Genomic DNA, 22,369 nt, shown 5'->3' on the forward strand with positions numbered 1-22,369 from the left:
CCCGCCGCGGGCCTTGTGGGGCAGCGGCGGCGGACCGCCCCCGCTGCCCCCGTTGGGCTGCTACTTCTCGCCGTCCAGGAACTTCTGGAAGGCCTCGTGCGCGGAGTCTGCAGCCGCCGAGGCGTCTGCGCCGGTGATGCTGGCGACGATCGGTTCACCAACGATTTCGCGTGCCTTGCCCACGGTTACCACCTCTGGGCGGTCGTGGCCCACGCCGTTTTCGGCGCTGGTGGCGATGGCGTCCGCAAGGTCCTTCGGGTAGGTGGATGTTCCTTCAGAGTTGGCCCAGACGGAGGCACGCGGGCCCGGCACGCCGGCCTTCTGCGCGGCGAGGGTGCGTTCCTTGCTGGTGGCCCACTGGATGAACTTCCAGGCGTTGTCCTGGTTGCTGGTGTTCTGGTTCACGCCAAGGGCCCAGGACGGGATGTTGTAAGGCTTGGAACCGGCAGGCCCCGCAGGAAGTGCGGCGAACCCGACGTTGTCTGCAACCTTGGACTTGGCCGGGTCCGTGGCGTTCTTGTAGAGCGAGTCGGCCTCAGTGTAGAAAGCGGCCTTGCCTTGGGTGAAGATGGCCATGGCCTCGGGCCAGCTCATGTCGGTGCTGACGTTGGCGGGGCCGTAGTTCTTGATCAGGCCGCCGTAGAACGCGTAGGCCTTCTTCGCGGCGTCCGAGTTCACTGCCGACTTTCCGCTGGAATCGGTGAAGTCGCCACCGAAGCTGTAGAGGAAGCTGGAGAACTGCGTGACGGCTGCGGACTTACCGGTACGGGCCACGAAACCTGCAGTGTCCGGGGAGGACTCCTTGATGGCTTTCGCTGCGGCTTCCAACTCCTCCATGGTCTTCGGAACCTGCAGTCCAGCGGCCTGGAGCAGGTCCTTGCGGTAGTAGAGCACCTCGCGTTCGGTGATGATCGGGACGCCAACCACCTTGCCGTCCACCGTGGTGGCCTTTACGGGGCCCTCCTGGTAGTCCTTCCAGTCCCAGTTGGAATCGGAGGAAACGTTGCTGGTCAGGTCCGCCAAGTAGCCATTCTTGGCGAATGCCTTGCCTTCCTGGAGTGGGCGGTACATCATCACGTCGATCTCGTCGCTGCCTGCGTTGAGCTTGACGTTGTACTGGTCTGAAAGCTGGTCCTCGCCCAACTGGGTGAGCTCCACCTTGAGGCCACTGGACTGCTCGAATTCGGGGATCGCTGCCTTGATGCCCTCTGTCCAGACATGGTTGGCGAGGGTTACCCGGACAGTGCCGGCCTGCTTGGCATCTTCGCTGCCGCCCCCGCCGCCGCTGCAGGCAGTGAGCCCCAGCGACAACGCCGCAGCCACCGCCGCGTACTTCACAATTGAACGTCGCTTCATTACGACTCCCTTGTTTCAGGGCCCGCGTCCGCCGCGGAGCCGCTTGCAGACGCGTCTTTACATCTGCCCTAGACAGGCATCCTAAGCAAATAAGGCAGACATATACAAGGGTTTGCCGGGTCTCAGTATGATCTATTCATGATTTCCCCCAGGGCGGCGGCATCCCCTTTCGACCTGCACAACGCGCTGGTTGAGAAGCTGGGCCTCGCCATCGCAGAGGGGACCTTAGCGGCACATTCCATCCTTCGGCTGGACGAACTCGAAGCGCAGCACGGCGTCTCCCGATCCGTCATCCGGGAAGCGAGCCGGGTCCTCTCCTCCAAGGGAATGCTGGAATCGCGGCGCCGCCTGGGCACAGTGGTCCAGCCCGAAGAATCCTGGAACCTGTACGATCCGCAGGTGATCCGCTGGCGCCTTGCCTCGGCGAAACGGCTGGAACAGCTGCAGGCATTGAACGAGCTGCGCGGGGCCATCGAACCGCAGGCCGCCAGGCTGGCCGCGGAGCGCGCCTCCTGGGACGCGGGCTCTGACCTGGTGTCGCAGGCCGCGCGGCTGTGGGCTGCCGGGCAGCGCGGTGACCAGGAGGAATTCCTTCGGCTCGATATCGAGTTCCATGCGGCCGTCCTCCAGGCCTCCGGCAACCTGATGTTTTCCCAGTTGCACAACCTCGTGGCCGAGGTGCTGACCGGCCGGAGCGCCCACGGGCTCATGCCGAACCTGCCCAACCACGAAGCTTTGCAGCTGCACGTGGACGTTGCGAGCGCCATCCAGCGCGGCGAAACGGCTGCCGCCCACGCTGCCATGAGCAGGATCGTGGAACAGTCCAGCGAGGAAATGCGCCACATCTGGTCCAGCAGCCACGAAGCCGACGGCGGCCCGGCGGCCCTGGACGGCGTCGGCGGTGCAGCGCCTAACGCCTGACGACTATAACGGGCTGCGTGCCATGCAGGCCTAGCCGATCTCCACCCACCGTGACCGCCATTCGGGAGCCTGGAACGCCTCGCTCCAGTAGGCGGTCTCCGTGGCAATCCTGCCGTCCCGGAACTCGAAGATGAACACCGTTTCGTAGACGGGGCCGCCGTAGTCCAGGGATGCCTCGGCAACTACCAGGTTGCCGCCGCTGGTCAGCCGCCGCGGCGTGATGGTGGGCAGCTGGGGAAAGGAGTTGTAGATGCCGCGCCGGTTCTCCGCGCCGCGGACGTATTCGCCGGACTGGGGCCAGTGCATGACCGCGTCGTCGTGGAACAGTTCGTCCATGACCCCGATATCCCTGTCGTTGATGCACTGGATCAGCCGTTGCACCACCTTCTCGTTGCTGCCCGTCCCATCCATGGCTTGCCCCGTCCTTTCCCTGCAGGCCGTCCACTTTCGCAGTGGATTGTGCGCACATGCTAGGCCTGTCCTGCCGGCAGGGCAACGGGCCAACGGACGACGGCGGGACGCACCGTGGGCGGCTGACGTTCCTAGGACCCGCCGCTGCCGCAGCCGGTGCCGCCGCCGTATTCCAGCCAGCCCGGCAGGGCGGCAGCGAAGGAGTCCCGGATGGCCGGGGTGCTGGTAACGGTCCAGTCGATCCGGCTGCCCACCTCAGCCTCGTCCTTGTCCCATTCGAACCAGTTGAGCATCTTCAGCTGCGGGAACTGTTCGCGGGTTTGCGGGCTGAAGACCTGCCCCCACCAGGCCTGTTTGACCTCGGCTTCGGCGGCACCGCCGGCACCAGGGTTGTAGAGGGCGGCCGTTCCCGGGATGGCCAGCGGCTTGTTGCGGTTCACGGCGTACTCAGCGTAGAAGTCCGGAAGGGAACGCTCGTCTCCATTGGCGCCGTTGTAGTTGCCGGTGAGCTGCCCTGCGAACTTGCCCGGTTCGGGCACCTCGTTCTCGCCCCACGGGTACGTGGAGCCCCAATGAAACAGGGACAGGCCCACCCAGTCCACCGCGTCATCGCCCGGGTAGTACGGGGCATAGGGGTCGTCCGCGGTGTTGAGTGCACCATCGTTGTTCGTATCCAGGGCGGCGAAGTCCGGCGAGCCCGCTTCGACTCCGTACTGCCGGCCCGGGTAGGCGTACCCGCCGGCGTAGGACGGCGCCCACATCATGGCTGAACCCGGGGCCCCGGCGTGAACGGCGTCCGCCACCCGGGTGAAGGCTGCTTTGTATTCGAGCGGCTGCTGCGCCCAGGGGAACCAGAAGCCGTTCATCTCGTGCCCGAAGCGGACAATCACGGGAACACCGTCGGCGTTGATGCGGGCAAGGTCCTGTGCCAGCGTGGCGGCAACCTCCGGCGTGACGGATCCGAGGTCCTGTTTCGGTTCGAGGGTGAGCAGCAGGATCCGCCCGTCGGCCCGGACCTTCGCGGCGGTGTCCTTGAGCCGGTCCCGGTCCTGGTCGCCGTAGGGAAAGTCGACGTAGGACACGGCCACGGCCGGTTTGTGGCCAAGTTCCGCCGCGTAGGTGGAGAGCGGTTTGGTGTCCAGGTCCGAGTTGATGCCGAAGAGGACGCCCGACGCCGGGGCCAGGGCTTTCCCGTCCGCCACCGGGCAGGAGGGAAGGTCCGCCGGGGCGGCGGAGGTTGCAGCGGTTGCCGGCGTTTCCCCGGCTGCACGGTCCCGGCTGGCCAGCCCGCTGGAGATGCCGGCCACGCCGATGCCTGCAGCTGCGAGCACCACCGCCACGGGGAGCGCCCAGTCCCTGGCACGGCTGAAGAACACACGGCTCCGGGTGCTTTCCCGCTCGGTAGGCGGATGGTCGGACATGGCGGAACTCCCTGCTGGCCTGCGGTTTTGTTCCATCCTACGGTCAGCGCGGGGAAAGGCTAAGGCTGCCTACCGCTCCCCGCGGACCGGAGTTCCCCCGCCAGGAAATCCAGTGCGGCCTTGCCTTCGGGGAGCCCGGCCGTGTGGTTCAGGTGCCCGTGCACCCCGCCCTCGGCGAGGAAGTAGGTGACCGGGACTTTGGCTTGCTCCAGGCTGGCGGAGAAGAGCTCCGCGGAGCCGCGGGCGTCGTCGTACTCGCAGGCGAGAAGGGCCGTCGGCGGGAGCCCCGCAGGGTCCGCGTATCCGGGCATCGCGTAGGACGGTGCCATGCTGACCGGCCCGCCCACGTAGTTCTCCGCTGTCCGGATACAGTCTTCCAGGGTGAAGCGCAGGTGCCGGGGCAGGCCCGCCATGACCTCCTCGTCCACCCCGGCTGCCGGCGGCGGGAGTTCGGCGTGCAGGAAGGGATAGGCCAGGAGGAGCTTGGCGGGCAGCGGCTTGCCGGCATCGATCAGGTACAGCGCGGCGCCTACGGCCAGGTTGCCGCCTGCGCCGGCGCCGCCCAGGCACAGCAGGTCCGGATCCAGGCCCAGCGAGGTGGCATTCTTCCGGGCCCAGAACCAGCCTGCCAGGGCATCATCATGCGGAATGGGGTAGGACACGCCGTCGCGCGCCAGCCGGTAGTCCACGGACAGCACCGGCGTGCCCCCATCGGCCAGCACGCGGGCCAGGTAGTCCGATTCGGGGATGTCCACACTGCCGCTGACGAAGCCGCCGCCGTGCAGCCACACCAGGGCCGGGGTGTCAGTCCCGGTGGCTTCACCGTAGATCCGGATGGCCACCGGGCCGTGCCGCCCGTCGGCGGTCACCGTGCGGATGGGAACGTTGGGCCCCGGTGACCGTTCGGCGTCGGGGTTCAGGAACCTGGGGCCTTCCGGCGAGGCAAGGTATTCGGCAAACCCGGCGGCCGGGGCTCCGGGCAGTTGCCGGGCTGCCTGCTGGGCTGTTTCGCGTGGCGTCATGGTGTTCCCAGCTTCCGGGAGAAGTAGCTGACGGCGAGGTCCAGGATGGAGTCCATCTGGTCTTCGGCGCCGAAGAAGCAGTGGTCGCCGCCGCTGACGGTGACCACCTGATGTTCCACGCCGGCTGCCGCGAGCGCGGCAGCCAGCAGGTCCGTCTGGGAGTGCGGAACCAGCCCATCGCTGTCGCCGTGGATCAGTAGGAAAGGCGGGGCGTCGCCGGTCACGTAGCTGACGGGGCTGGCCGCTGCCAGCAGGTCCGGGGCGTCCGAGCCGCCCACCAGCATGTGTTCCGGCTGCAGCGTCATGCCGGCCGGAACCGCCGCGGTAAGCGCGGGTGGGAACAGGCCCTCCGGGCGCTGCATGGGCGGGATGTCCGCCAGGGAGGACACGCCGTAGAAGTCGACGACGGCGCTGACGCCCGCGGAGTGCCCCTGCGCACCGAGGCCGCCATCCAGGTCCGGGCGGTTGCCGGTGAGCCCCAGCAGCGCCACCAGGTGTCCGCCGGCGGACTCGCCCCAGGCGCCGAACCTGTCCGGATCGATATTCAGGGGGACCGCAAATTCGCGGAGGTAGCGCAGCGCGGCCTTGAGGTCGTGGAGCTGGGCCGGGAACGGCGCCTCCAGTGAGTGCCGGTAGTCCGCGGTGGCGCAGGCGATTCCGGCCTCGTTCAGGAGCCTGAAGACCGAATCCGGCGCGAATGTGGGCGGCAGTTCACGCCGGTCCCCCAGCTGGAAGGCGCCGCCGTGCACCCACAGCACCAGCGGCGCAGGGCCGGTTGCCTGGCGTGGCAGCCAGATGTCCATCTTCAGGGGACGGAAACCGATGGCGCGCGCATAGGTGACCTCACGGTGCACTGACGACACCTCCGAGACGGGGTCCGGGGTACCGGGTGCGTCATAGACCGGGAACGGCGGGACGTCCCGCCCTCCCGGACGGGAAACATCAGGCCGGGAAACGTCGGGGAGGGAGACGTCAGGGCGGGAAGGATCAAGTACGTCGGCAGCTTCGTCCACTGTCATAGTGTGCTCCTCATCAACTCGGGGTGTGCGGTGTCCCCGCCGGTGGCGGCGGGGAAAGTATGGTGTCCGGGTCCCACGACGACGGTCGGTTTCCCGGGCAGCAGCACCTCGGCGGTGGTGCCGGAGGGGATGTCCGCGGTGAGCGTCAGCACGCCGTCGTCCGTCAATCCGTCCGGCCCCGAATCGCCCGTGGTGAGGGTCCAGGCGACGGCGATCAGGCCGTGCGGTCCGTGGTGGGAGGTGGCGGCGGAGGTGATGCCGGCGCCGGGGCGGGGTTCGATGATGACACGGTTCCAGCCGGCGCTGCCGGGCGCCTGCCGGAGCCCGGCCGTGTAGCGGTGCAGGAAGGAGATCACGGCGCCCTTGCTGTAGTGGTTCAGCGACTGGTGCGGCGCGCCGCCGGCGTCGATGCCATTCCACAGTTCCCAGACAGTGGTGGCGCCGCGATCCACCATGGCCAACCAGGACGGTTCCGAGTCCTGCATCAGCAGTTCACAGGCGAGTCCCGGCTGGCCGTTGTCGGCCAGGACCGGGAGCAGGTAAGGAGTGGCCAGGAAGCCGGTGCCCAGGTGGGTGCCGGCGTCGCGGATCAGTTCAACCAACTGCGCGGTGACGGTGGCGCGATGTTCCGGGCCGACCAGCTGAAACGCCAGTGCCCGGACGCAGTTGGCCTGGCTGGCTACGGTGACCCGGCCGGTCCCGTCCAGGTATTCCGTGGCCCAGGCGTCCCGGATGGCGTCCGAGAGTTCCGCGAGGTCAGCGGCTTCGTCCGCCAACCCCAGCACCCGGGCAATGCGGGCCATCAGGTCCGTGGTGTGCCGGTAGTAGGCGGTGGCCACGATGCCGTTGTCCGCGGTCCGGGCGGCGAACAGGTCCGGCCCGGGGCCGTCCGGTTCCATCCATTCGCCGAAGTGGAAGCCGGTGTCCCAGAGGAATTTCTCGTGGGCGGCAGGGACGGGGCTGGCGGCTGCGCGGCCGGCGTGCCGTTGCGTTGCGGCGGTGGTCCGGACGAAGCCCAGCCAGCGCTGCATGGCCTCCCAGTTTTCGGCGAGGATCGAGGCGTCCCCGGTGGCCAGGTAGGTTTCCCAGGGCACCATGACGATCGCGTCGCCCCAGCCGGAGGAGCCGTTGGTGAAGCCCATGAATTCGGCGGACGTAATGGCCGGTCCCGGCGACGGTGAGATGTTGGCGACCACGCCGTTGTCCCACTGGTCGGCGCGGACGTCGCGCAGCCACTTGCGGGTGAAGCCGGTGACGTCGTACAGGTACGCGGCGGTGGGGACGAACAGCTGCCAGTCGCCGGTCCAGCCGGCCTTCTCACGCTGCGGGCAGTCGGTGGGGACCTCGCAGGAGTTACCCAGGAAGCTCCACTCCACAATCTTGTGGAGTTTGTTCAGCCGTTCGTCGCTGCAGTGGAAGCTGCCGATGCGTTCCAGGTCGGTCCGGACCAGGCAGGCAGTAATGTCTCCAGGGTGTAGGTCCGCGGCGAGGCCCTGGACCGAGACGTACTGGAAGCCGTGGGTGGTGTGCCGGGGCTCAAAGACTTCGCCTGCGGCGCCGGAGGCTGTCACGGTGTCCACCTGTCCGGCGTCCAGGAAGGCTCCGGGAACGCGGAAATCGTGCGGGCGCAGGTGGTCCCGGGTGACATCGCCGTCCGGGCCGAGCGCTTCGCCGTATTCGAGGGTGACGGTTTCGCCCGGCCCGCCGAGTGCGGCCAGGCGGACCCAGCCGTGGATGTTCTGGCCGAAGTCCACCACCTGGTGTCCGTTGGGCAGCCGCGTGATGGATACCGGCGCCAGCTCCGCCGTCACGCGGGTGGGCGGGGCGAGGGGCCCGGTGAGTGCGCCGAAGCTGCCGGGACGGACGACGGCGGCCCGCACCCCGGGTGCCCTGCCGGCGGACGGCGCGCTCCCGGCGTCGTCCACCCGGAAATCAACCCGTTGCCCCGCCATGAGGTCCGCGCTGATGACCTCCGTGGCGGACACCAGCCACGATGCGTCGGTGCCGATGACCTGCCGCCCTGCCCCGGACTCCAGCTCGAGCTGGGCAAGGAAGGCGGTGTACGTGCCGTACATGTCGGCGTCGCGCGTGTACCCGAAATTGCCGCGGTACCAGCCGTCGGTGAGGACTGCACGGATGGTGTTGGGGCCCGCGGTGAGCAGGGCGGTGACGTCGTAGGCCTGGACCTGGAGGGTGGTGTTGTAGCTGGTGGATCCGGGAGTGAGCTGCTGGTCGCCGACGCGCCGGCCGTTAATGAAGAGTTCGTAGATGCCGTGGGCGGTGGCGTAGGCGCGTGCCCTGTCCGGCGCCGCCGGCAGCGTGAAGGTCCTGGTGAGGGCGTAGCCCGGGCGCTTGCCGGGTGGGTTCACCGACTCTTCGCCGGGGCCGATCCACTGCGCCGTCCAGTCCGAAGGCTGCAGGAGGCCCAGCTCGACGGACATGGGCCGGGACCAGTCGCTGGCTGTTTCCGTACCGTGGGCGGAGATGTTCCAGGTGCGCACCCTCCACTCGAACCGGCTGCGGGAATCCAGCGCAGGGCCGCCGTAGGTGATGCCGCTGGACTCCCCGGAGGCGATCCGTCCGGTGTCCCAGCCGTTGTCCGCCGTGATCCGGTACGCGGTTTGACCGGCGGTTGCCACGGGCGGCGTCCAGCTGAGGCGGGGTTCGCGGACGGCCAGGCCCATGGCTTCGCGCAGGTGTTCGGCCCGGAGCCGGGTGGGGGCGGTCATGCGGCAGGACTCCTGGAGGTGGTGGTGCTGGGACTTCAAGCTTCGTCGGCTGCGCCCTGCCCGCACAGGCGGCTTTCAATGGTTGGAATAGTATTGTGGTTCAGCTCACGGTGCCGCTGTGGGCCGTCAGCTCTGCCAACGGCGCTAGGAACCACTGCCATGAACCCCACTCCGGACACGGATACCCCCGACGCCGCCGCCCCTGCCCGCGGCAAGCGGCCCAAGCAGGGCGAACCCGTCATTGACCGGGCGCTGAGCCTGCTGGCCGTATTCTCGGACCGCCGCCGGGCGCTGACCCTCTCGGAGCTCGCCCGCCACGCGGACATGCCCGCACCCACGGCTCTGCGCCTGATCTCCCGGCTGGTGGCCTGGGGTGCCCTGGAACGGCTCGACGACGGCCGGTACGTTGTGGGCGTCAGGCTCTGGGAAGTGGCATCCCTGTCGCCGCGCGGGCACGGCGTGCGCGAAATCGCCCTCCCGTACCTTGAGGACCTCTTTGAGGTGACCCGCCACCACGTCCTGCTGGCCGTGCGGGACAACGAGCAGGCTGTGCTGATCGAGCGGCTCTCGTCCAAGGACGCCACCGAGGTGGCGTACCGCGTGGGAGGCCGGGCGCCGCTGCGGTCCACCGCCGTGGGGCTGGTGCTGCTGGCGGGCGCGGACCAGCAGTTCCAGGAAACCATCATGGCCAAACCTCCGGAAAAGGAACCGGGGGTGGCCGAGATGCCCGAGGGGCAGCTAAGGCGGACCCTCTCCGATGTGCGCCGCACCGGGATTGCCATGATCCGGCGCAGCCACCCGTCGATGACCGTGTCCGTTGCATCGCCGGTCTTCGATGCGCAGGGTTCGGTGGTGGCCGCCCTGTCCATCGTGGTTCCGGACGGCTCCACGCCACCGAACGTGCTGGCGCCGGCGGTCCGCGCCGCCGCCCGCGCCGTGTCCAGGAACCTGGGGCACCAGGCCACTGTCAGCGCGGACGTCCGGACCCATTCGCGGGGGTAGCCGCCTACCCCGCGGCGGCCGGGGCGTTCCGTGCAAACGTCCGGGCGGCCCGGGAACCTGCGGCTGCGCTGGCGCCGATGGTGATGATGGCGCCCAGGATCAACGCCGAGGCTTCGCCCGGCTCCAGCAGGTCCAGTTGCGTGCCGATGGCTGCGGCAGCAACCGGCACGCCCAGCTGGGATGCCGAAAGCACCGCGAGCGGCAGCGGCTGGCCGAGCAGGCGCAGGCTGCCGTGGACCAGTAGGGTTCCTGCTCCGAGGCAGAGCCCCAGGAGCACCATGCCGGGGTTGCCGGCGAGGGCCCGCAGGTCCAGCGATGCGCCCAGCCAGACGAAGAACACAGGCCCCAGGAAACCGTCGCTGACGGCGAAGAGCTGGTGCGCCAGCCGCCGGGGTTCTCCCACGGCCGCCACCACCAGCCCGAACGAGAATCCGGCCAGCATCACGGACACGTGCCCTGCCACGGCCAGGCCGGAGAGGGCGAAGAGCAGGGCCAGCTGGATCCGGAGTTCCAGGGCGAACTTCCGGTCCTCTGACACGTCATGCACCCGCCCGCGGGTGCCGCTGAGCTCCAGCCAGCGAAGCACGAAGAACAACGCCACCGAACAGGCTGCGACGGCGGCCGCCCCCACCGCAGCCCGCGCAGCATTCGGCGGGTCCACGGCGAGTGGCAGCGCCACGATGCAGGCGATGTCCGCCACGGCAACCTGTGCCGTGGTGGTGAGGACCTTTGGGCCGGCCAACCGCAGGGAATCAATGATCGGCAGGACCAGGGCTGCCGAGGACGACGCCAGCAGGACGATGTAGAGCGGGGCATGTCCGGTGCCGAAGGCGAAGGCAATGGCGGTTCCGACTCCGGCCGCGAGCGCCGCGGCGGCGGCTGCCCGGAGCGCGCCGCCGGCCAGGGCAGGGCGGATGGCCCGGTCCCGGACCGGCACGTGCGTTCCCGCAACGAACATGATGAGGGCGAACCCCACATCCGCCACAAACGTGAACGTCGGGTCGGAGGAGTCCACCAGGCCCAGGCCCGTGCGCCCGATGGCGATGCCGGCCAGCAGCTGCCCCAGCACCATGGGCAGGTGCCATTTCCGAGGGGACGCCAGCAGGGGTCCGAGGAGCGCGACGGCGGCGATCAGCGACAGCTGGAAGAACGACACACAGCCCTCCTTCCGCCGGCGAGCCCGGGCCGCCATCCGTTCCAGCCTCCGGCGGCCTGGAAGCGTCGAGGACGGATGGTGCGCCCACCATAACCACGCCGTTGCAGGCGGTCAACGGCGTGGCTACCGGGAGCTGGTCAGGAGGCGGAGCGGGTATCGAAGGCGGCCGCTGATTCACGCAGCAGCCGGGCCACGGTATCCAGCGGGGTGCTGGTGGGCCTGCGGCCGGCGAAACGCCGCAGGACGATGCGCCTGGTTCCCAGACCGGGGACGTCCAGGACCTCCACGCCGTCCTGGATCACGCCGGCCAGGGCCAGGGTGGGCACGATCGCCACCCCTTCGCCCGCAGCGACGAGCGCGAGAGCCGTCAGCGTCTCCTGGTACTGGTGCACTGTTTCGCTGAAGATTCCGGTCGAGTGGCGGAGCCGTCCCACCACAGCGGCGTTGGCAGCTGACTGTTCGACCCCCAGCCACGGAAGCGGCAGCCGGCCGAGGTCCACGTTCTCGGTGGTGAGCAGCGCGCCGGCGGGGACCACCAGTTTCCACGGTTCGTCCAGGAGCGGCTCCTCGATCATCCCGGCCGCGAGTGTCCGTTGCTCCGCGGTGGTGGAATCCAGCTCCACCACCACGGCATCGAGCTGCCGCTGGCGGAGCAGGCGCATCAGGGCGGGGTAATCGTCCTCGACGATCCGGATCTGCAGCTGGGGGAACTGGTTCCGCCATTCGGGGAGCCTGGGGATCACCACTGTCCGCACGAAGCTGGTGAACCCGCCGATGCGCACCACCCCTTCGATGTTGGCTCCGCTTTCCATCCGCTCCCGGGCAACGGTGAGGGCGCGTTCTATTTCTTCTCCCGCCTCTGCCATGGCCAGGCCGGCGGGCGTCAGCACTGATCCCTTCGGCGTCCGGAGTACCAGCGCCTGGCCCGTTTCGTGTTCCAGTTTGCTCAGCTGTTGGGACACGGCAGAGGGCGTAATCCGGAGCTCATCGGCTGCCGCGAGGACGCCGCCGGTACGGGCAACGGCCAGCAGCACCAGCAGTCGGCGCGGATCAAGATTCATGTTAAGCCGTTCTAAACCTGGTCTTCAGAAGAATGCAATTGAACTACACCTCTTCCGGACCCGACAATTGCCGTTAGGTAACGATTTCAGAAAGGACACCGTGGAACTGCTATGGGAAATTGCCGGTTGGGCCGGCGCCGTCGCCATCCTCAGCGCATACCTGACCGTATCCATGGGGTGGCTGAAGGCCGGGAAGGCTTTCCAGACCGCGAACCTCGTGGGCGCGTCCGCATTCATCATCAACGGCGCCTTCCACGGTGCGTGGCCGTCCGTGGCCACGAACGTTGCCTGGTGCCTCATTTCCGCCGTGGCGCTATTTCGCATGCGTGCGGCCGGCGGCGCTGCCGGCAGCGAGGCCCCCGCGGTGCAGCTGCCCGGCGTCCCGGACACCACCGGTCAGCTCGCCGTCATCGAGCCGCGAGTCAGTGGGCCGCACCCCATAGAGACGCGCGCGGTTGAAGCCGGTGCCGCCAGAGCCTATTCCACCGAACCGTACGTCGCCGAGCCGTACGTGGCTGAGACCTATGCTGCCTGCACCGCGCCGGCCGCCCCGGTACGGCAGGGCGCCGTCGCCATCTAGCGGAGGCTCTCCTGCGCCGAACGTTCAGTCTTCGCCGCGGTAGGGCACCCGTCGGACCAGCACCTCTCCGTCCACGGCGTAGACGCCGAATGCCCTTCCGGTGAATGCCTTGGCGGTCTCAAAGGCCCAATGCCGCCCGTCGAGCTCGGCCAGCAGCACCTCCTCCGGGCTCGCGCCAGTCCCGGCGGCGCGGGCGGTAAGTCGGATCCGGTCGCCGCCCACGGCGCCGGCGCTGAAGTCCGACGGCGGCGGGCTGGCTATGATGGCAAGCTCCACGTCCCCGGTTGGCAAGGTCGCCTCCCACGTGCGGTCAAAGCCGGCGACGACGGCACGCGCGGTGATCCTGACGCCGTCGCAGTCCTGGCCCTGCCCCTGGCTGGCTTCGATGCCGAACCAGTTGTCCTCGGCGTTCCGCACAGCCACGCCCCCGCTGCCCGCGGCGACGCTGAGCACGGCCCGGAATTCCATGCGGAGGTGGCGCTGGCGCTGGGCGAGGAAACAGGGCCGGGGCGAACCCATGGAGCTCCCGTCGCCGGTGACCAGAAGGCCCTTCGACGTCGGTGCCGTGAACTCCACGGGCATCCTGCGGACCCCGATCCAGGCGGGATGGTCCGCCCCTTCGCCATGGGTGAAGTGGTACTCCACCTGTTCCGGCCGGGTCCCGCCCATGACGGGCAGGCACGCCTGGGGCCAGCCGTCCTGCCACTCCACACCGGTGAGAAAGGCCTCACGGCCCAGGGGTGAAAACGCCTGGGTGAGCCCCACTGGACGTACTCCCAGCAGGACCATGGCCGTGCCGCCGTCCGGAAGCTCCACCAGGTCCGCGTGCCCGGTGTTCTGGACCGGGGATCCGGTGCCTGCCGCGGTAAGGATGGGGTTGTGCGGCGCGGACTCGAAGGGACCGTCCGGGCGGCGTGACCGCGCCACAGTGACGGCGTGGCCCCTGTCCGTGCCGCCCTCCGCAGCGATCAGGTACCACCAGTCGCCGCGCCGGTAAAGGTGCGGCCCTTCCGGCGAATACAGCCCGCTTCCGGGCCACAGTGCGCGGGGCTGTTCAAGCGCTTCTCCGGTTGCGAGGTCCACGCGCACCTGCCGGATCGCGTCGGGGTGGCGGGCGAAGGTGACGTAGGCGGTGCCGTTCTGATCCCACGCGAGGTCCGGGTCGATGCCGTCCACTGCCCCGATGGTGATGCCGTCACTCCAGGGGCCGGCGGGGTCGGTGGCCGTGAACACCACGCAGCCCCGGCCACCGAGGAAGACTGAAACGATCAGGTAGAAGACGCCGTCACGGTAGCGGAGAGTTGGCGCCCAGACCCCTCCGGGTGTGGGGACGTTGGCGAGCCGGACCTGCTCCTCGCGGGTGGCCACGTGCCCCACCAGCGCCCAGTCCTTTAGGTCTTTGCTGTAATAAATCGGCAGGCCCGGCAGGTATTCAAAGGACGAAGTGGCCAGGTAGTAGCCGTCAGGGGTGCTGACGATGCTGGGGTCAGGGTTGAAGCCGGACAGGATGGGGTTGGTGTGCATCCAGCCATCCTGCTGCCCGCGGCCGCACCAGCGCCTGGCTGGTTCCACCCTTTGGAAGGCATTCTTCTGGAACGGACCCGGACCGGCAGGCGGCCCGGCAGCTACAGGAAGCTGTCAGCGCTGAGCGTGAGGCCCTCTCCCCCGGCCAGTTCAACGCTGATGCGCCGCCCGTTCCACACGATGTCCCGCCGCACGGCGGCGGGCGAACGGAGCACGGCGCTCCCGAGGACCCCGCCGGCCCATCGAAGGTCCACGCCGACGCCGCCCACAGTGCGCAGCCCCCTGGCCGATCCTTCATCCCAGGAAGCGGGCAGTGCCGGGAGGAGCCGGATGGCGGCGGCGTCGCTCTGCACCAGCATTTCTGCGATGCCGGCCGTCGTTCCGAAGTTGGCATCAATCTGGAAAGGCGGGTGGGCGGTGAACAGGTTGGGGTAGACGCCGCCGCGTTCAGCCAGACCGTCCCCGGCCACGCGCAAGGCGAGGTGCAGGCTCTCCTCCGCCTTGCCGGCGTCGCCCAGCTGGGCCCAGAGGCCGAGACGCCAGGCCATGGCCCAGCCCGTCGACTCCGGGCCGCGGAGTTCCAGTGTCCGGGCTGCCGCAGCAGCCAGTTCCGGGGTAGCCTCCGGGCTCCAGTCCTGCAGCGGGAACAGGCCTGCCAGGTGCGAGGTGTGCCGGTGTTCCGGCTCGTGTTCGGTGGCAGGGTAGGACCATTCGAGGACTTCACCGCGCTCGCCGATGGCCGGCTGCGGCAGTGCGGCCACCTTGCGGGTGAGGTCATTGAGCCATGGCGCCGGGACACCGAGCGCTGCCGCCGCCTGCCGCGCCGAACCGCACAGCGCCCTGAGCAGGGACACGTCCATGGTGGCGGACCTGCCCACCGCCGCGGGGCCGCCGTCGTCCGCGACAAACCGGTTTTCGGGAGAGGTGGACGGCGACGTGTGCGTTCCGCTCTCTGGTTCGCCGGTGATCCAGTCCAGTGCGAAGAGGCACGCGCCTTCGAGCGCGGGCCAGGACTTTTCGAGCCGTTCCAGGTCCCCCGTGAACGCGTAATGCTGCCAGGCCGACTGGACCAGCCACGTTCCTCCCATCGCCCAACTGGCCCACATCGCGTTGCCCTTGCCGGCTCCCACCGCGAACGGGTGGCCCCAAGGGTCCGTGTTGTGGTGGGCCACCCAGCCGCGGGCACCGTACAGGCCTGCCGCGGCGGTCCCGGTGCGGGCGAGGGTGTCCACCAGCCGGAGCAGCGGTTCGTGGCATTCGGCGAGGTTGGTGGTGAGCGCCGGCCAGTAATTCATCTGGGTGTTGATGTTGATGGTGTAGTTGCTGCTCCAGGGCGGCGGAAGCTCTTCGTTCCAGATGCCCTGGAGGTTGGCCGGGAACCCGCCTGCCCGTGAAGAGGCAATCAGCAGATAACGGCCGTAGTGGAACAGCAGTGCCATCAGGGCAGAGTCGGACTTGTCCGTTTCAAAGCCCCGGATGCGTTCATCGGTTGGCATCGCTGCGGAGGTTGGCGAGCCGCCGCCGAGTTCGAGGGATACCCGGCCGTACAGCCCGGCATGGTCGGCGAGGTGGCGCTGCAATGCCGGCTCGAAGGCTCCTTCCTCCAGCACCCCGGCGATCCGTCCGCTGAGGAGTCTTGCCAGCGCCCCGGCGTCGTCAGCGGTGTTGGCGTGGCGGGCAGAAGGGTGTTTGAGTACAGTGCCCGTTGCCACGACGATCCGGACATAAGTGGCGCCCCGGATGCCCAGGTTTCCGCGGGCGAAGCCGGTGTCGCCGTCCGTGACAATGCCGGCGTGGACCGCTCCGGCGCGGGAACGGTGGCCGTAAACGACCGGTTGGGCAGCCTGCTCATGGGACGGCGCAACGTCGACCGGAAGCAGCAAGCCCAGCCGGAGCTCCGTTCCCCAGTCCTGTGTAACGGCGTCCACGCCCGTAGCCGTAATTTTGTCCGGCGCGATCCCGATCCGCAGGTCGGCGGGCGCACCGAACGCGATGTCGTGGACGATGACGGCGTCGGGGTGGGAGGCGAAGGTCCGGTGGCGCGCCTCGGCACCGTCCAGGAGGTAGCGGTGCCCGGCCACACCGGTCCGCAGATCGAGCCACCGGGCAGGGCCATCTGCCGGAGCAGCGGTGCCTTCAGCTTCTACCGACAGCACGGCAAAGGGGAGGTACGCCTGCGAATGCGTGCCTTGGAAGGCCATCAGCAGTTCTTCGGCCCGGCGGATGTCACCGGCATCGATGGCCTCGCGAACGGCCTGGAGCCGGGCGGTCCCCTCTTCCGGGCTGAGGAGCGGTGCGGACCGGTCCGCGGGCCCGGACCAGGCCGAGCCTTCATTAACCTGGAGGCGCTCCCCGCCGGCCAGGCCGCTCAGCGTGGCGCCGGCGAGTCCGTTGCCCACGGGGAGGGATTCAACGAACTGTTCCGCCGGAGCCCGGTACCAGAGCACGTGGCCGGGATCGGCGCCGGGCAGGTTGATGGCCGGCGGATTCCCCGCGGCGGCCTGGCGGCTCAGTACTGTCCCTTGATCACGAAGTAGGAGCCCCGGATGGTGCCTGCGAGCTTGGACTTCTGGCGCGCAAACTTGAAGCTGGATGCCAGTTCCTCAGGCACCTCCATGCCGTCGGACAGCTTGAATCCCACCGCCCGCTTGCCGCCCTCCTCGATGCCGTACATGACATTGATGGACAGCCCGGACTCGTAGAACACATACGCCATCCGCAGCCCGTCCACCTCGAAGGATGACACTTCAAGCGGCTTCGAGGAAATCACCAGGTTCCGCTCCGCGGCGAGGATGTTGTGGATGTACGCGAGCGTCTCCGGATCCTCTTCGGCGGGGGTGACGGTGAAGTCATGGTCGTACTTGTTCTTGTAGTAGCGTGCCTCGTTGGCGCGCAGCCCGGCCAGGGCATCGGCTACCGGTGACGATTCCAGGCCAACGGTGGACACGTTCCTGAAGTCGACGGTGTACGGCATGGGTCCTCCTGGGTTGTGGTCCTGTGGCACATCGTTGCAGATCAGAGGCTGCCGCGCATTCACGCCTGTGGTTTGCGGGCAACCACGGTGTAGGTGCAGGGCACGAGGTCCCGTTCGGCTTCCGGCCACGCGTATCCGTTCGGCACCTCAACCATGCGGGGCGAGAACTTCCACGGCAGCGTGGTGCCCTCGTCCAGGCGGAGGATCTGCAGCCCGGCGCCGATGAGGGAGTTGAGAATGTCGGACAGTGGATGCGCCCACTGGTAGGTGCGGGAATGCGCCACCTTCCCGTCGCCCACATAGGTGGACTCCTCGTCCCACAGCTGCGCTTCGCCGCGGTTGAAGTACGGGTAGCGGAGCTGCAGCCCCTCGGCGTCCTCATCCACCGCGTAGAGGGCAGGGTGGCCGTCGCGGATGTAGAAGGTGCCGCCGGGTTTGAGGAGCGTTGCCACCTGGGACGCCCACTGCGCCAGGTCCGGAAGCCAGGTGATGGTCCCGATGCTTGTGTAGACGACGTCGAAGTCACCGGAAACGGCCGCCCTCGCCTGCAGGACATCGGCCTCCACCCACGCCACGTGCAGGCCCAGCTTTTCCGCCAGGCCGGCAGCGGAAGCGAGGGCGGCCGGCGAGAAGTCCACTCCGGTGACCCGGGCGCCCGCGCGGGCCAGCGACACCGTGTCCGTCCCGATGTGGCACTGCAGGTGGCACACGTCCAGGCCGGCGACAGACCCGCCCGGAACGTACGGTGCCAGGGCTTCAAGATCCGTGCGCACCACGGGGGTCAGGTAGCCGGGATCATCCAGCGCGCCGAGTCCGTAGGCTTCCTCGTGCAGGGGCACCCGGTCTTCCCAGTTGTCCCGGTTGGTGGCGCGTGCGGTCTCCCAGTCGACCGCGATGGGGCTGTCGCTCATTCCGGCAGCCTACATCGTTGTACAGCGAGCTGTCGTTTGATGAACTGAATGACATTAGTCATTGACGAGGAGTAGTTAGAAGCCCGGTTGAAGTATCCACAAGGCCTCGGAGCGGCATGCTACCTTCTCCTAGGCAGAGAGGGATTCTCGGTCACCCACGGCGGTCGCTGATGGTCGTCCTGAGTTTATTGGGGGGTTGGCATGGTTAGTACCAAGTTGGCAGGATCTGGATGTTCCGCTGTCCGGATACTGGTAGCAGCTCTCGCGGGTCTCGCTCTGATATGTACAGGGCTTGCAACGACCACACCGGCTTGGGCGACAGCCGCGGATTCCCCAGGGTTTGCAGTGTTCGGCGGCGCTGGTTACCCGGTCGATGACGGGATGATGATAGCTGTGGCACCTACCCGGATGCTGGATACCCGCACCACGACAAGCGTCGGGCCCGACTCCACAGTGTCGTTCCAAGTCGGCGGCGTCTCAGGAATCCCCCGTTCAGTATCAGCAGTGACTTTCAACCTCACGGTGACCAACCCCAGGTCCTTTGGTTTCGTCAGCGCATTTCCCTCCGGAACCACCCGCCCAGACGCCTCCAACCTCAACTTCGACACCGGCCAAACGGTCGCGAACTCAGTAACGGTACCGGTAGGCGCCGACGGAAAAGTCATACTCTTCAACCGCTCATCCGGCACCACCCACCTAATCGCCGACGTCTCCGGCTATCACCTTTCAGGCAACCCCGCCGGCTCCGTATGGATGTTAGGTGGCAGAAACGGCGACTCATTACCCGTTCAGATGCAGGGTTTGTCAGAGGTGGTGAAACTCACCGGCCTGTATAGCCATTGGTACGCAGTACTGGCAGATGGAACGGTCCGTGCATGGGGAAACAACGAGAGTGGCCAACTAGGTGACGGGACTGGAACCGACCGAAGCACCCCTGTTCAGGTCGTCGGGCTTTCAAACGTCAAATCTGTGACAGCCGAAGAGGGAGCAGCATATGCGGTTTTGGAAGATGGCACTGCCCGGGCATGGGGGGATAACCTATACGGTCGTCTCGGCGACGGCACGCATATGTCTAGAGCCGTTCCAGTCAAAGTGGAAGGTCTAAGTGGCGTCACCTCAATTACCACCAATGGCTGGCAGAGCGACGGCTTCTCCGCGTTCGCCTTGCTGGACGACGGAACTGTTCGCGCATGGGGAGGCAATGGCTTCGGTCAACTGGGCATTGGCACAACAGTTAACAGTTATGTTCCCGTGCCTATCCCTGGCCTAGCTGGCGTGACAAAGGTTGTTTCGAGCGGCCTTTCCACCTACGCGCTGCTATCCAACGGCACGGTCTGGGCCTGGGGAGGGAACGCAGATGGACAACTGGGTGACGGGACTAATACGTATAGGCAGACTCCTGTGCAGGTGGAGGGATTAACCGACGTCAAGACGCTAACTCCTCACGGCGTCAGCGTTTATGCCGTTCACACAGATGGGACCGTCAGTGCCTGGGGAGCGAATGATTCGGGACGGCTGGGCCTTGGCACTACCACCGACAGCAATGTCCCTCTTCGAATTCCTGGCTTAGACGGTGTGCAAACAGTCGTAGCCGACTCGGTCACCATCTACGCGCTGCTGACAGATGGGACAGTAAGGGCTTGGGGTGACGGCGCAGTTGGAAAACTGGGCAACGGGACAACGACCACGAGTCTTGCCCCGGTTCAGGTCTCGGGTCTCCACGATGTACGATCCTTGGCTGCTGCACATTCGGCAGCGTTCGCACTCATGGGCGACGGCACGGTCCGCGCGTGGGGATCAAATAGGTATGGCTTGCTTGGCAACGGCCTCATCATCGACAGCCCTTACCCGGTACGGGTCCCTGGCCTGATTGGGATTAGGGGCTTTCAAGAGTAGGCAGCGTACCGGGCGCCCGAAGATACCCGGGCTTACCAACGCACATCAAACTGAGATCCCGTCTACTTCACAACCACGCCGAGCTCCGCTTCGAAACGGTGCGTCCCACCAATGACGCCGCGCCGGGCACCGTCCGGAAGTACGATGTCGGCCGCCACCCCGTCCGGGACGGTCGCCTCGAGCCGGAACTCGCCGCCGTCGGACGTCCACGCCACTCCGACCTCGCCGTGCGGGGTCTTCAGGGACGTCCTGGCCCAGTCGATGCCTTCCCCCGGCTGCGGCTGGATCAGCACGCGGGCATAGCCGGGTTCCAGCGGGCGGATGCCGCCGATGGCCTTGTGCATCCAGTCCGCCACGGCGCCCAGGGCGTAGTGGTTGAAGCTGGTCATTTCGCCCGGGTTGATGGTGCCGTCCGGGAGCATGGAGTCCCAGCGTTCCCAGACGGTGGTGGCGCCCATGGCCACCGGGTAGAGCCAGGACGGGCAGCCCTCTTCCAGCAGCAGGCGGTACGCCTCGTCCACATGGCCGGTGTCCGTCAGCGCGTGCGTGATGAACGGGGTTCCCGCGAAGCCGGTGGACACCCGGTAGCCGTTGTCCCTGACCAGTTCGGCCAGGCGGTTCCCGGCGAACTCCCGCAGCTCCGCGGTCTGGAGCACGTCGAAGGCGATGGCCAGGGCGTAGACGGTGGTGCAGTCGCTGCGGATGGTGCCGCCGGGCGCAACGTAGTGCCCGGCGAAGGCGTTCCGCACCCGGTCAGCGAGCGCCTCGAAGTGCGCTTCGTCGTCGTGCTTTCCGAGGAGCCCTGCGGCCTGCGCGGTGAGGCGCGCGGTGCGGTACATGCAGGCGGTGGCCACGACGGCGGTGTCCGCCTTTGCCGCCCACGGCTGGTCCGGTGCGGCGTCGGGATCCAGCCAGTCGCCGAACTGGAAGCCGGAGTCCCACAGCCCTGCAGGTGAGAGCAGGCCCTCCACCCGGCGCATGTGCGCGGACATTGATTCGTACTGGTTCTCCAGCACGGAGAGGTCGCCGTAGGCCTCCCAGAGCGCCCACGGCACCCAGACTGACGCTTCGCTCCACAGCGCGGAGGACTCGGGCGAGGGGAATTCCGGCGGCTGCGGGCAGTACTTCAGGACATCCGGCACGGTGATGGGGACCAGCCCGTCCTGCGCCTTCTGCTCCGCGGCGAGGTCCAGCAGCCAGTCCTGCAGGAAGCCTTTGACGTCGTAGAGGTAGGCGGCGGTGGGCGCGAAGACGGCGATGTCGCCCGTCCAGCCGAGCCGCTCGTCGCGCTGCGGGCAGTCCGTGGGCAGGTCCAGGAAGTTCCCGCGCAGGCCCCAGACGATGTTGCGGTGCAGCTGGTTGACGAGGTCGTTGGAGCACTCGAAGGTGCCGGTGCGCTCAAGGTCGGAGTGGACCACCACGGCTTCGAGGTCTTCCGCCGCCAGGGTTCCGGGCCAGCCGGTGATTTCGGCGTAACGGAAGCCGTGGAACGTCTTCGTGGGCTCGAAGGAGTCCTGGCCGCCGGAGAGGATGAACGTGTCCTCGGCCTTTGCAGAGCGCAGCGGCCGCACGCCGAGTTCACCGCCCTCCAGTACCTCGGCGTGCCTGATGGTGATGGTGTGGCCCGCCTCGCCCTGCACGGTGAAACGCAGCCAGCCCACCAGGTTCTGGCCGAAGTCCACCAGCGTCTTGCCGCTCGGCGAGGAGAACACATTGACGGGACGGACGACGCCGGCACGCACCACGGGCGGGCCCACCGGCTCAGCCAGCCGGCCGGCGTCGAACGCCACCTCGCTCACGCCGGTCCATTCTGCGCCCGGCGCACCATCCCGCAGGAAGCCAGGCTCCGCCCAGCCCTGCTGCAGCCTGCGGGCGTCGATGGTCTGCCCGTCGTAGAGGTCGTTGAAGGTGGTGGCGGATGGGCCTGCCTGCCAGGACGCGTCCGAGGCGACCGTCTGCACGTAGCCGTCTTCGAACTCGATATCGAGTTGCCCGAAGAACCCCAGTTCGCTGCCGTACAGGTTGGACAGGCCGTGCCAGGCCAGCCGGCCGCGGTACCAGCCGTTGCCCAGCTCAATGCCGATCACGGTGGTGGGCCGGATGAGCGCGGTGACGTCGTAGCTGCGGTGGCGCAGGCGCCACTCGTAGGAGCTCCAGCCAGGGCTTAGCACGTCCGGGCCTGCAGGGACGCCGTTGATGGAGGCCTCGTAGACGCCCAGTGCGGTGGCCCGCAGCGTCGCCTTCACCACGGCGCCGTGGCCATCCTCAAGGGTGAACTCCTTGCGGAGCAGCGGGGCGCCGTCGAAGTCGTTCCGGGGCGTGATCATGGCGGCGAGCCAGGAAGCTGAAGTCATGGAGGGAGTGTTCCGTTCTGGTGGAAGCAGGG

General features: G+C 67.8%; 17 protein-coding genes. 4 read left to right on the forward strand and 13 right to left on the reverse strand.

Annotated features, from left to right (window positions below; genetic code table 11):
- Positions 1-60: 60 nt before the first annotated feature.
- The gene (locus UC32_RS19115) at positions 61-1,356 is read right to left on the reverse strand and encodes an ABC transporter substrate-binding protein (protein WP_045732757.1); all 1,296 of its coding nucleotides are present in this window, start codon (positions 1,354-1,356) and stop codon (positions 61-63) included.
- Positions 1,357-1,494: 138 nt separating this feature from the next.
- On the opposite strand from UC32_RS19115, the gene UC32_RS19120 reads away from it, so the two are divergent.
- Positions 1,495-2,277: a FadR/GntR family transcriptional regulator gene (locus UC32_RS19120; RefSeq protein WP_045732758.1), complete on the forward strand. Its 783-nt coding sequence runs from the start codon at positions 1,495-1,497 to the stop codon at positions 2,275-2,277.
- A 30-nt stretch (positions 2,278-2,307) separates the two neighbouring features.
- On the opposite strand, the gene UC32_RS19125 is transcribed toward UC32_RS19120, so the two are convergent.
- The 5 genes from UC32_RS19125 to UC32_RS19145 form a co-directional block, all read right to left on the reverse strand.
- Positions 2,308-2,688, reverse strand: coding sequence for a nuclear transport factor 2 family protein (locus UC32_RS19125; protein WP_152642669.1), 381 nt, complete (start codon positions 2,686-2,688; stop codon positions 2,308-2,310).
- A 131-nt stretch (positions 2,689-2,819) separates the two neighbouring features.
- Positions 2,820-4,109, reverse strand: a complete 1,290-nt coding sequence (locus tag UC32_RS19130) for a glycoside hydrolase family 26 protein (RefSeq protein WP_045732759.1) — start codon at positions 4,107-4,109, stop codon at positions 2,820-2,822.
- 59 nt (positions 4,110-4,168) lie between these two features.
- A complete protein-coding gene (locus tag UC32_RS19135; protein WP_045732760.1) occupies positions 4,169-5,131 on the reverse strand; it encodes an alpha/beta hydrolase in 963 nt (320 codons plus the stop codon).
- Positions 5,128-6,150, reverse strand: a complete 1,023-nt coding sequence (locus tag UC32_RS19140; protein ID WP_045732761.1) for an alpha/beta hydrolase — start codon at positions 6,148-6,150, stop codon at positions 5,128-5,130. The genes UC32_RS19135 and UC32_RS19140 overlap by 4 nt, the downstream gene beginning before the upstream one ends.
- On the reverse strand, positions 6,147-8,879 hold the full coding sequence (locus UC32_RS19145) for an alpha-L-rhamnosidase (RefSeq protein ID WP_045732762.1): 2,733 nt from the start codon (positions 8,877-8,879) through the stop codon (positions 6,147-6,149). Before UC32_RS19145 ends, UC32_RS19140 begins: the two co-directional genes overlap by 4 nt.
- 159 nt (positions 8,880-9,038) lie before the next feature.
- Between UC32_RS19145 and UC32_RS19150 the strand changes: the two genes are divergently transcribed.
- Complete coding sequence (locus UC32_RS19150) at positions 9,039-9,881, forward strand: IclR family transcriptional regulator (RefSeq protein ID WP_045732763.1); 843 nt, start codon at positions 9,039-9,041, stop codon at positions 9,879-9,881.
- Between the two features lie 4 nt (positions 9,882-9,885).
- Here the strand turns inward: UC32_RS19150 and UC32_RS19155 are convergent, their stop codons facing one another.
- A complete protein-coding gene (locus tag UC32_RS19155; RefSeq protein ID WP_045732764.1) occupies positions 9,886-11,037 on the reverse strand; it encodes a cation:proton antiporter in 1,152 nt (383 codons plus the stop codon).
- 137 nt (positions 11,038-11,174) lie between these two features.
- On the reverse strand, positions 11,175-12,098 hold the full coding sequence (locus UC32_RS19160; RefSeq protein ID WP_045732765.1) for a LysR family transcriptional regulator: 924 nt from the start codon (positions 12,096-12,098) through the stop codon (positions 11,175-11,177).
- Positions 12,099-12,198: 100 nt separating this feature from the next.
- On the opposite strand from UC32_RS19160, the gene UC32_RS19165 reads away from it, so the two are divergent.
- Positions 12,199-12,678 carry a CBU_0592 family membrane protein gene (locus UC32_RS19165; protein WP_052690618.1) on the forward strand — a complete coding sequence of 160 codons (480 nt, stop codon included), beginning with the start codon at positions 12,199-12,201 and terminating at the stop codon, positions 12,676-12,678.
- Between the two features lie 24 nt (positions 12,679-12,702).
- On the opposite strand, the gene UC32_RS19170 is transcribed toward UC32_RS19165, so the two are convergent.
- The 4 genes from UC32_RS19170 to UC32_RS19185 form a co-directional block, all read right to left on the reverse strand.
- On the reverse strand, positions 12,703-14,202 hold the full coding sequence (locus UC32_RS19170; RefSeq protein WP_045732767.1) for a glycoside hydrolase family 43 protein: 1,500 nt from the start codon (positions 14,200-14,202) through the stop codon (positions 12,703-12,705).
- 101 nt (positions 14,203-14,303) lie between these two features.
- Positions 14,304-16,649: a glycosyl hydrolase family 95 catalytic domain-containing protein gene (locus UC32_RS19175; protein WP_045732768.1), complete on the reverse strand. Its 2,346-nt coding sequence runs from the start codon at positions 16,647-16,649 to the stop codon at positions 14,304-14,306.
- Between the two features lie 62 nt (positions 16,650-16,711).
- A complete protein-coding gene (locus UC32_RS19180) occupies positions 16,712-17,176 on the reverse strand; it encodes a hypothetical protein (protein ID WP_045732769.1) in 465 nt (154 codons plus the stop codon).
- A 59-nt stretch (positions 17,177-17,235) separates the two neighbouring features.
- Positions 17,236-18,087 (reverse strand): class I SAM-dependent methyltransferase, encoded by an 852-nt coding sequence (locus UC32_RS19185; protein ID WP_045732770.1) that lies wholly within the window; start codon positions 18,085-18,087, stop codon positions 17,236-17,238.
- Between the two features lie 504 nt (positions 18,088-18,591).
- On the opposite strand from UC32_RS19185, the gene UC32_RS20460 reads away from it, so the two are divergent.
- Entirely contained in the window at positions 18,592-19,983 is a 1,392-nt protein-coding gene (locus UC32_RS20460; RefSeq protein ID WP_161797270.1) for an RCC1 domain-containing protein, read from the forward strand.
- Positions 19,984-20,045: 62 nt separating this feature from the next.
- Here the strand turns inward: UC32_RS20460 and UC32_RS19195 are convergent, their stop codons facing one another.
- Positions 20,046-22,337, reverse strand: coding sequence for an alpha-L-rhamnosidase (locus UC32_RS19195; protein WP_045732772.1), 2,292 nt, complete (start codon positions 22,335-22,337; stop codon positions 20,046-20,048).
- Between the last annotated feature and the right edge of the window lie 32 nt (positions 22,338-22,369).

It is taken from the genome of Pseudarthrobacter chlorophenolicus (assembly GCF_000962805.1).
Lineage (GTDB): Bacteria > Actinomycetota > Actinomycetes > Actinomycetales > Micrococcaceae > Arthrobacter > Arthrobacter chlorophenolicus_A.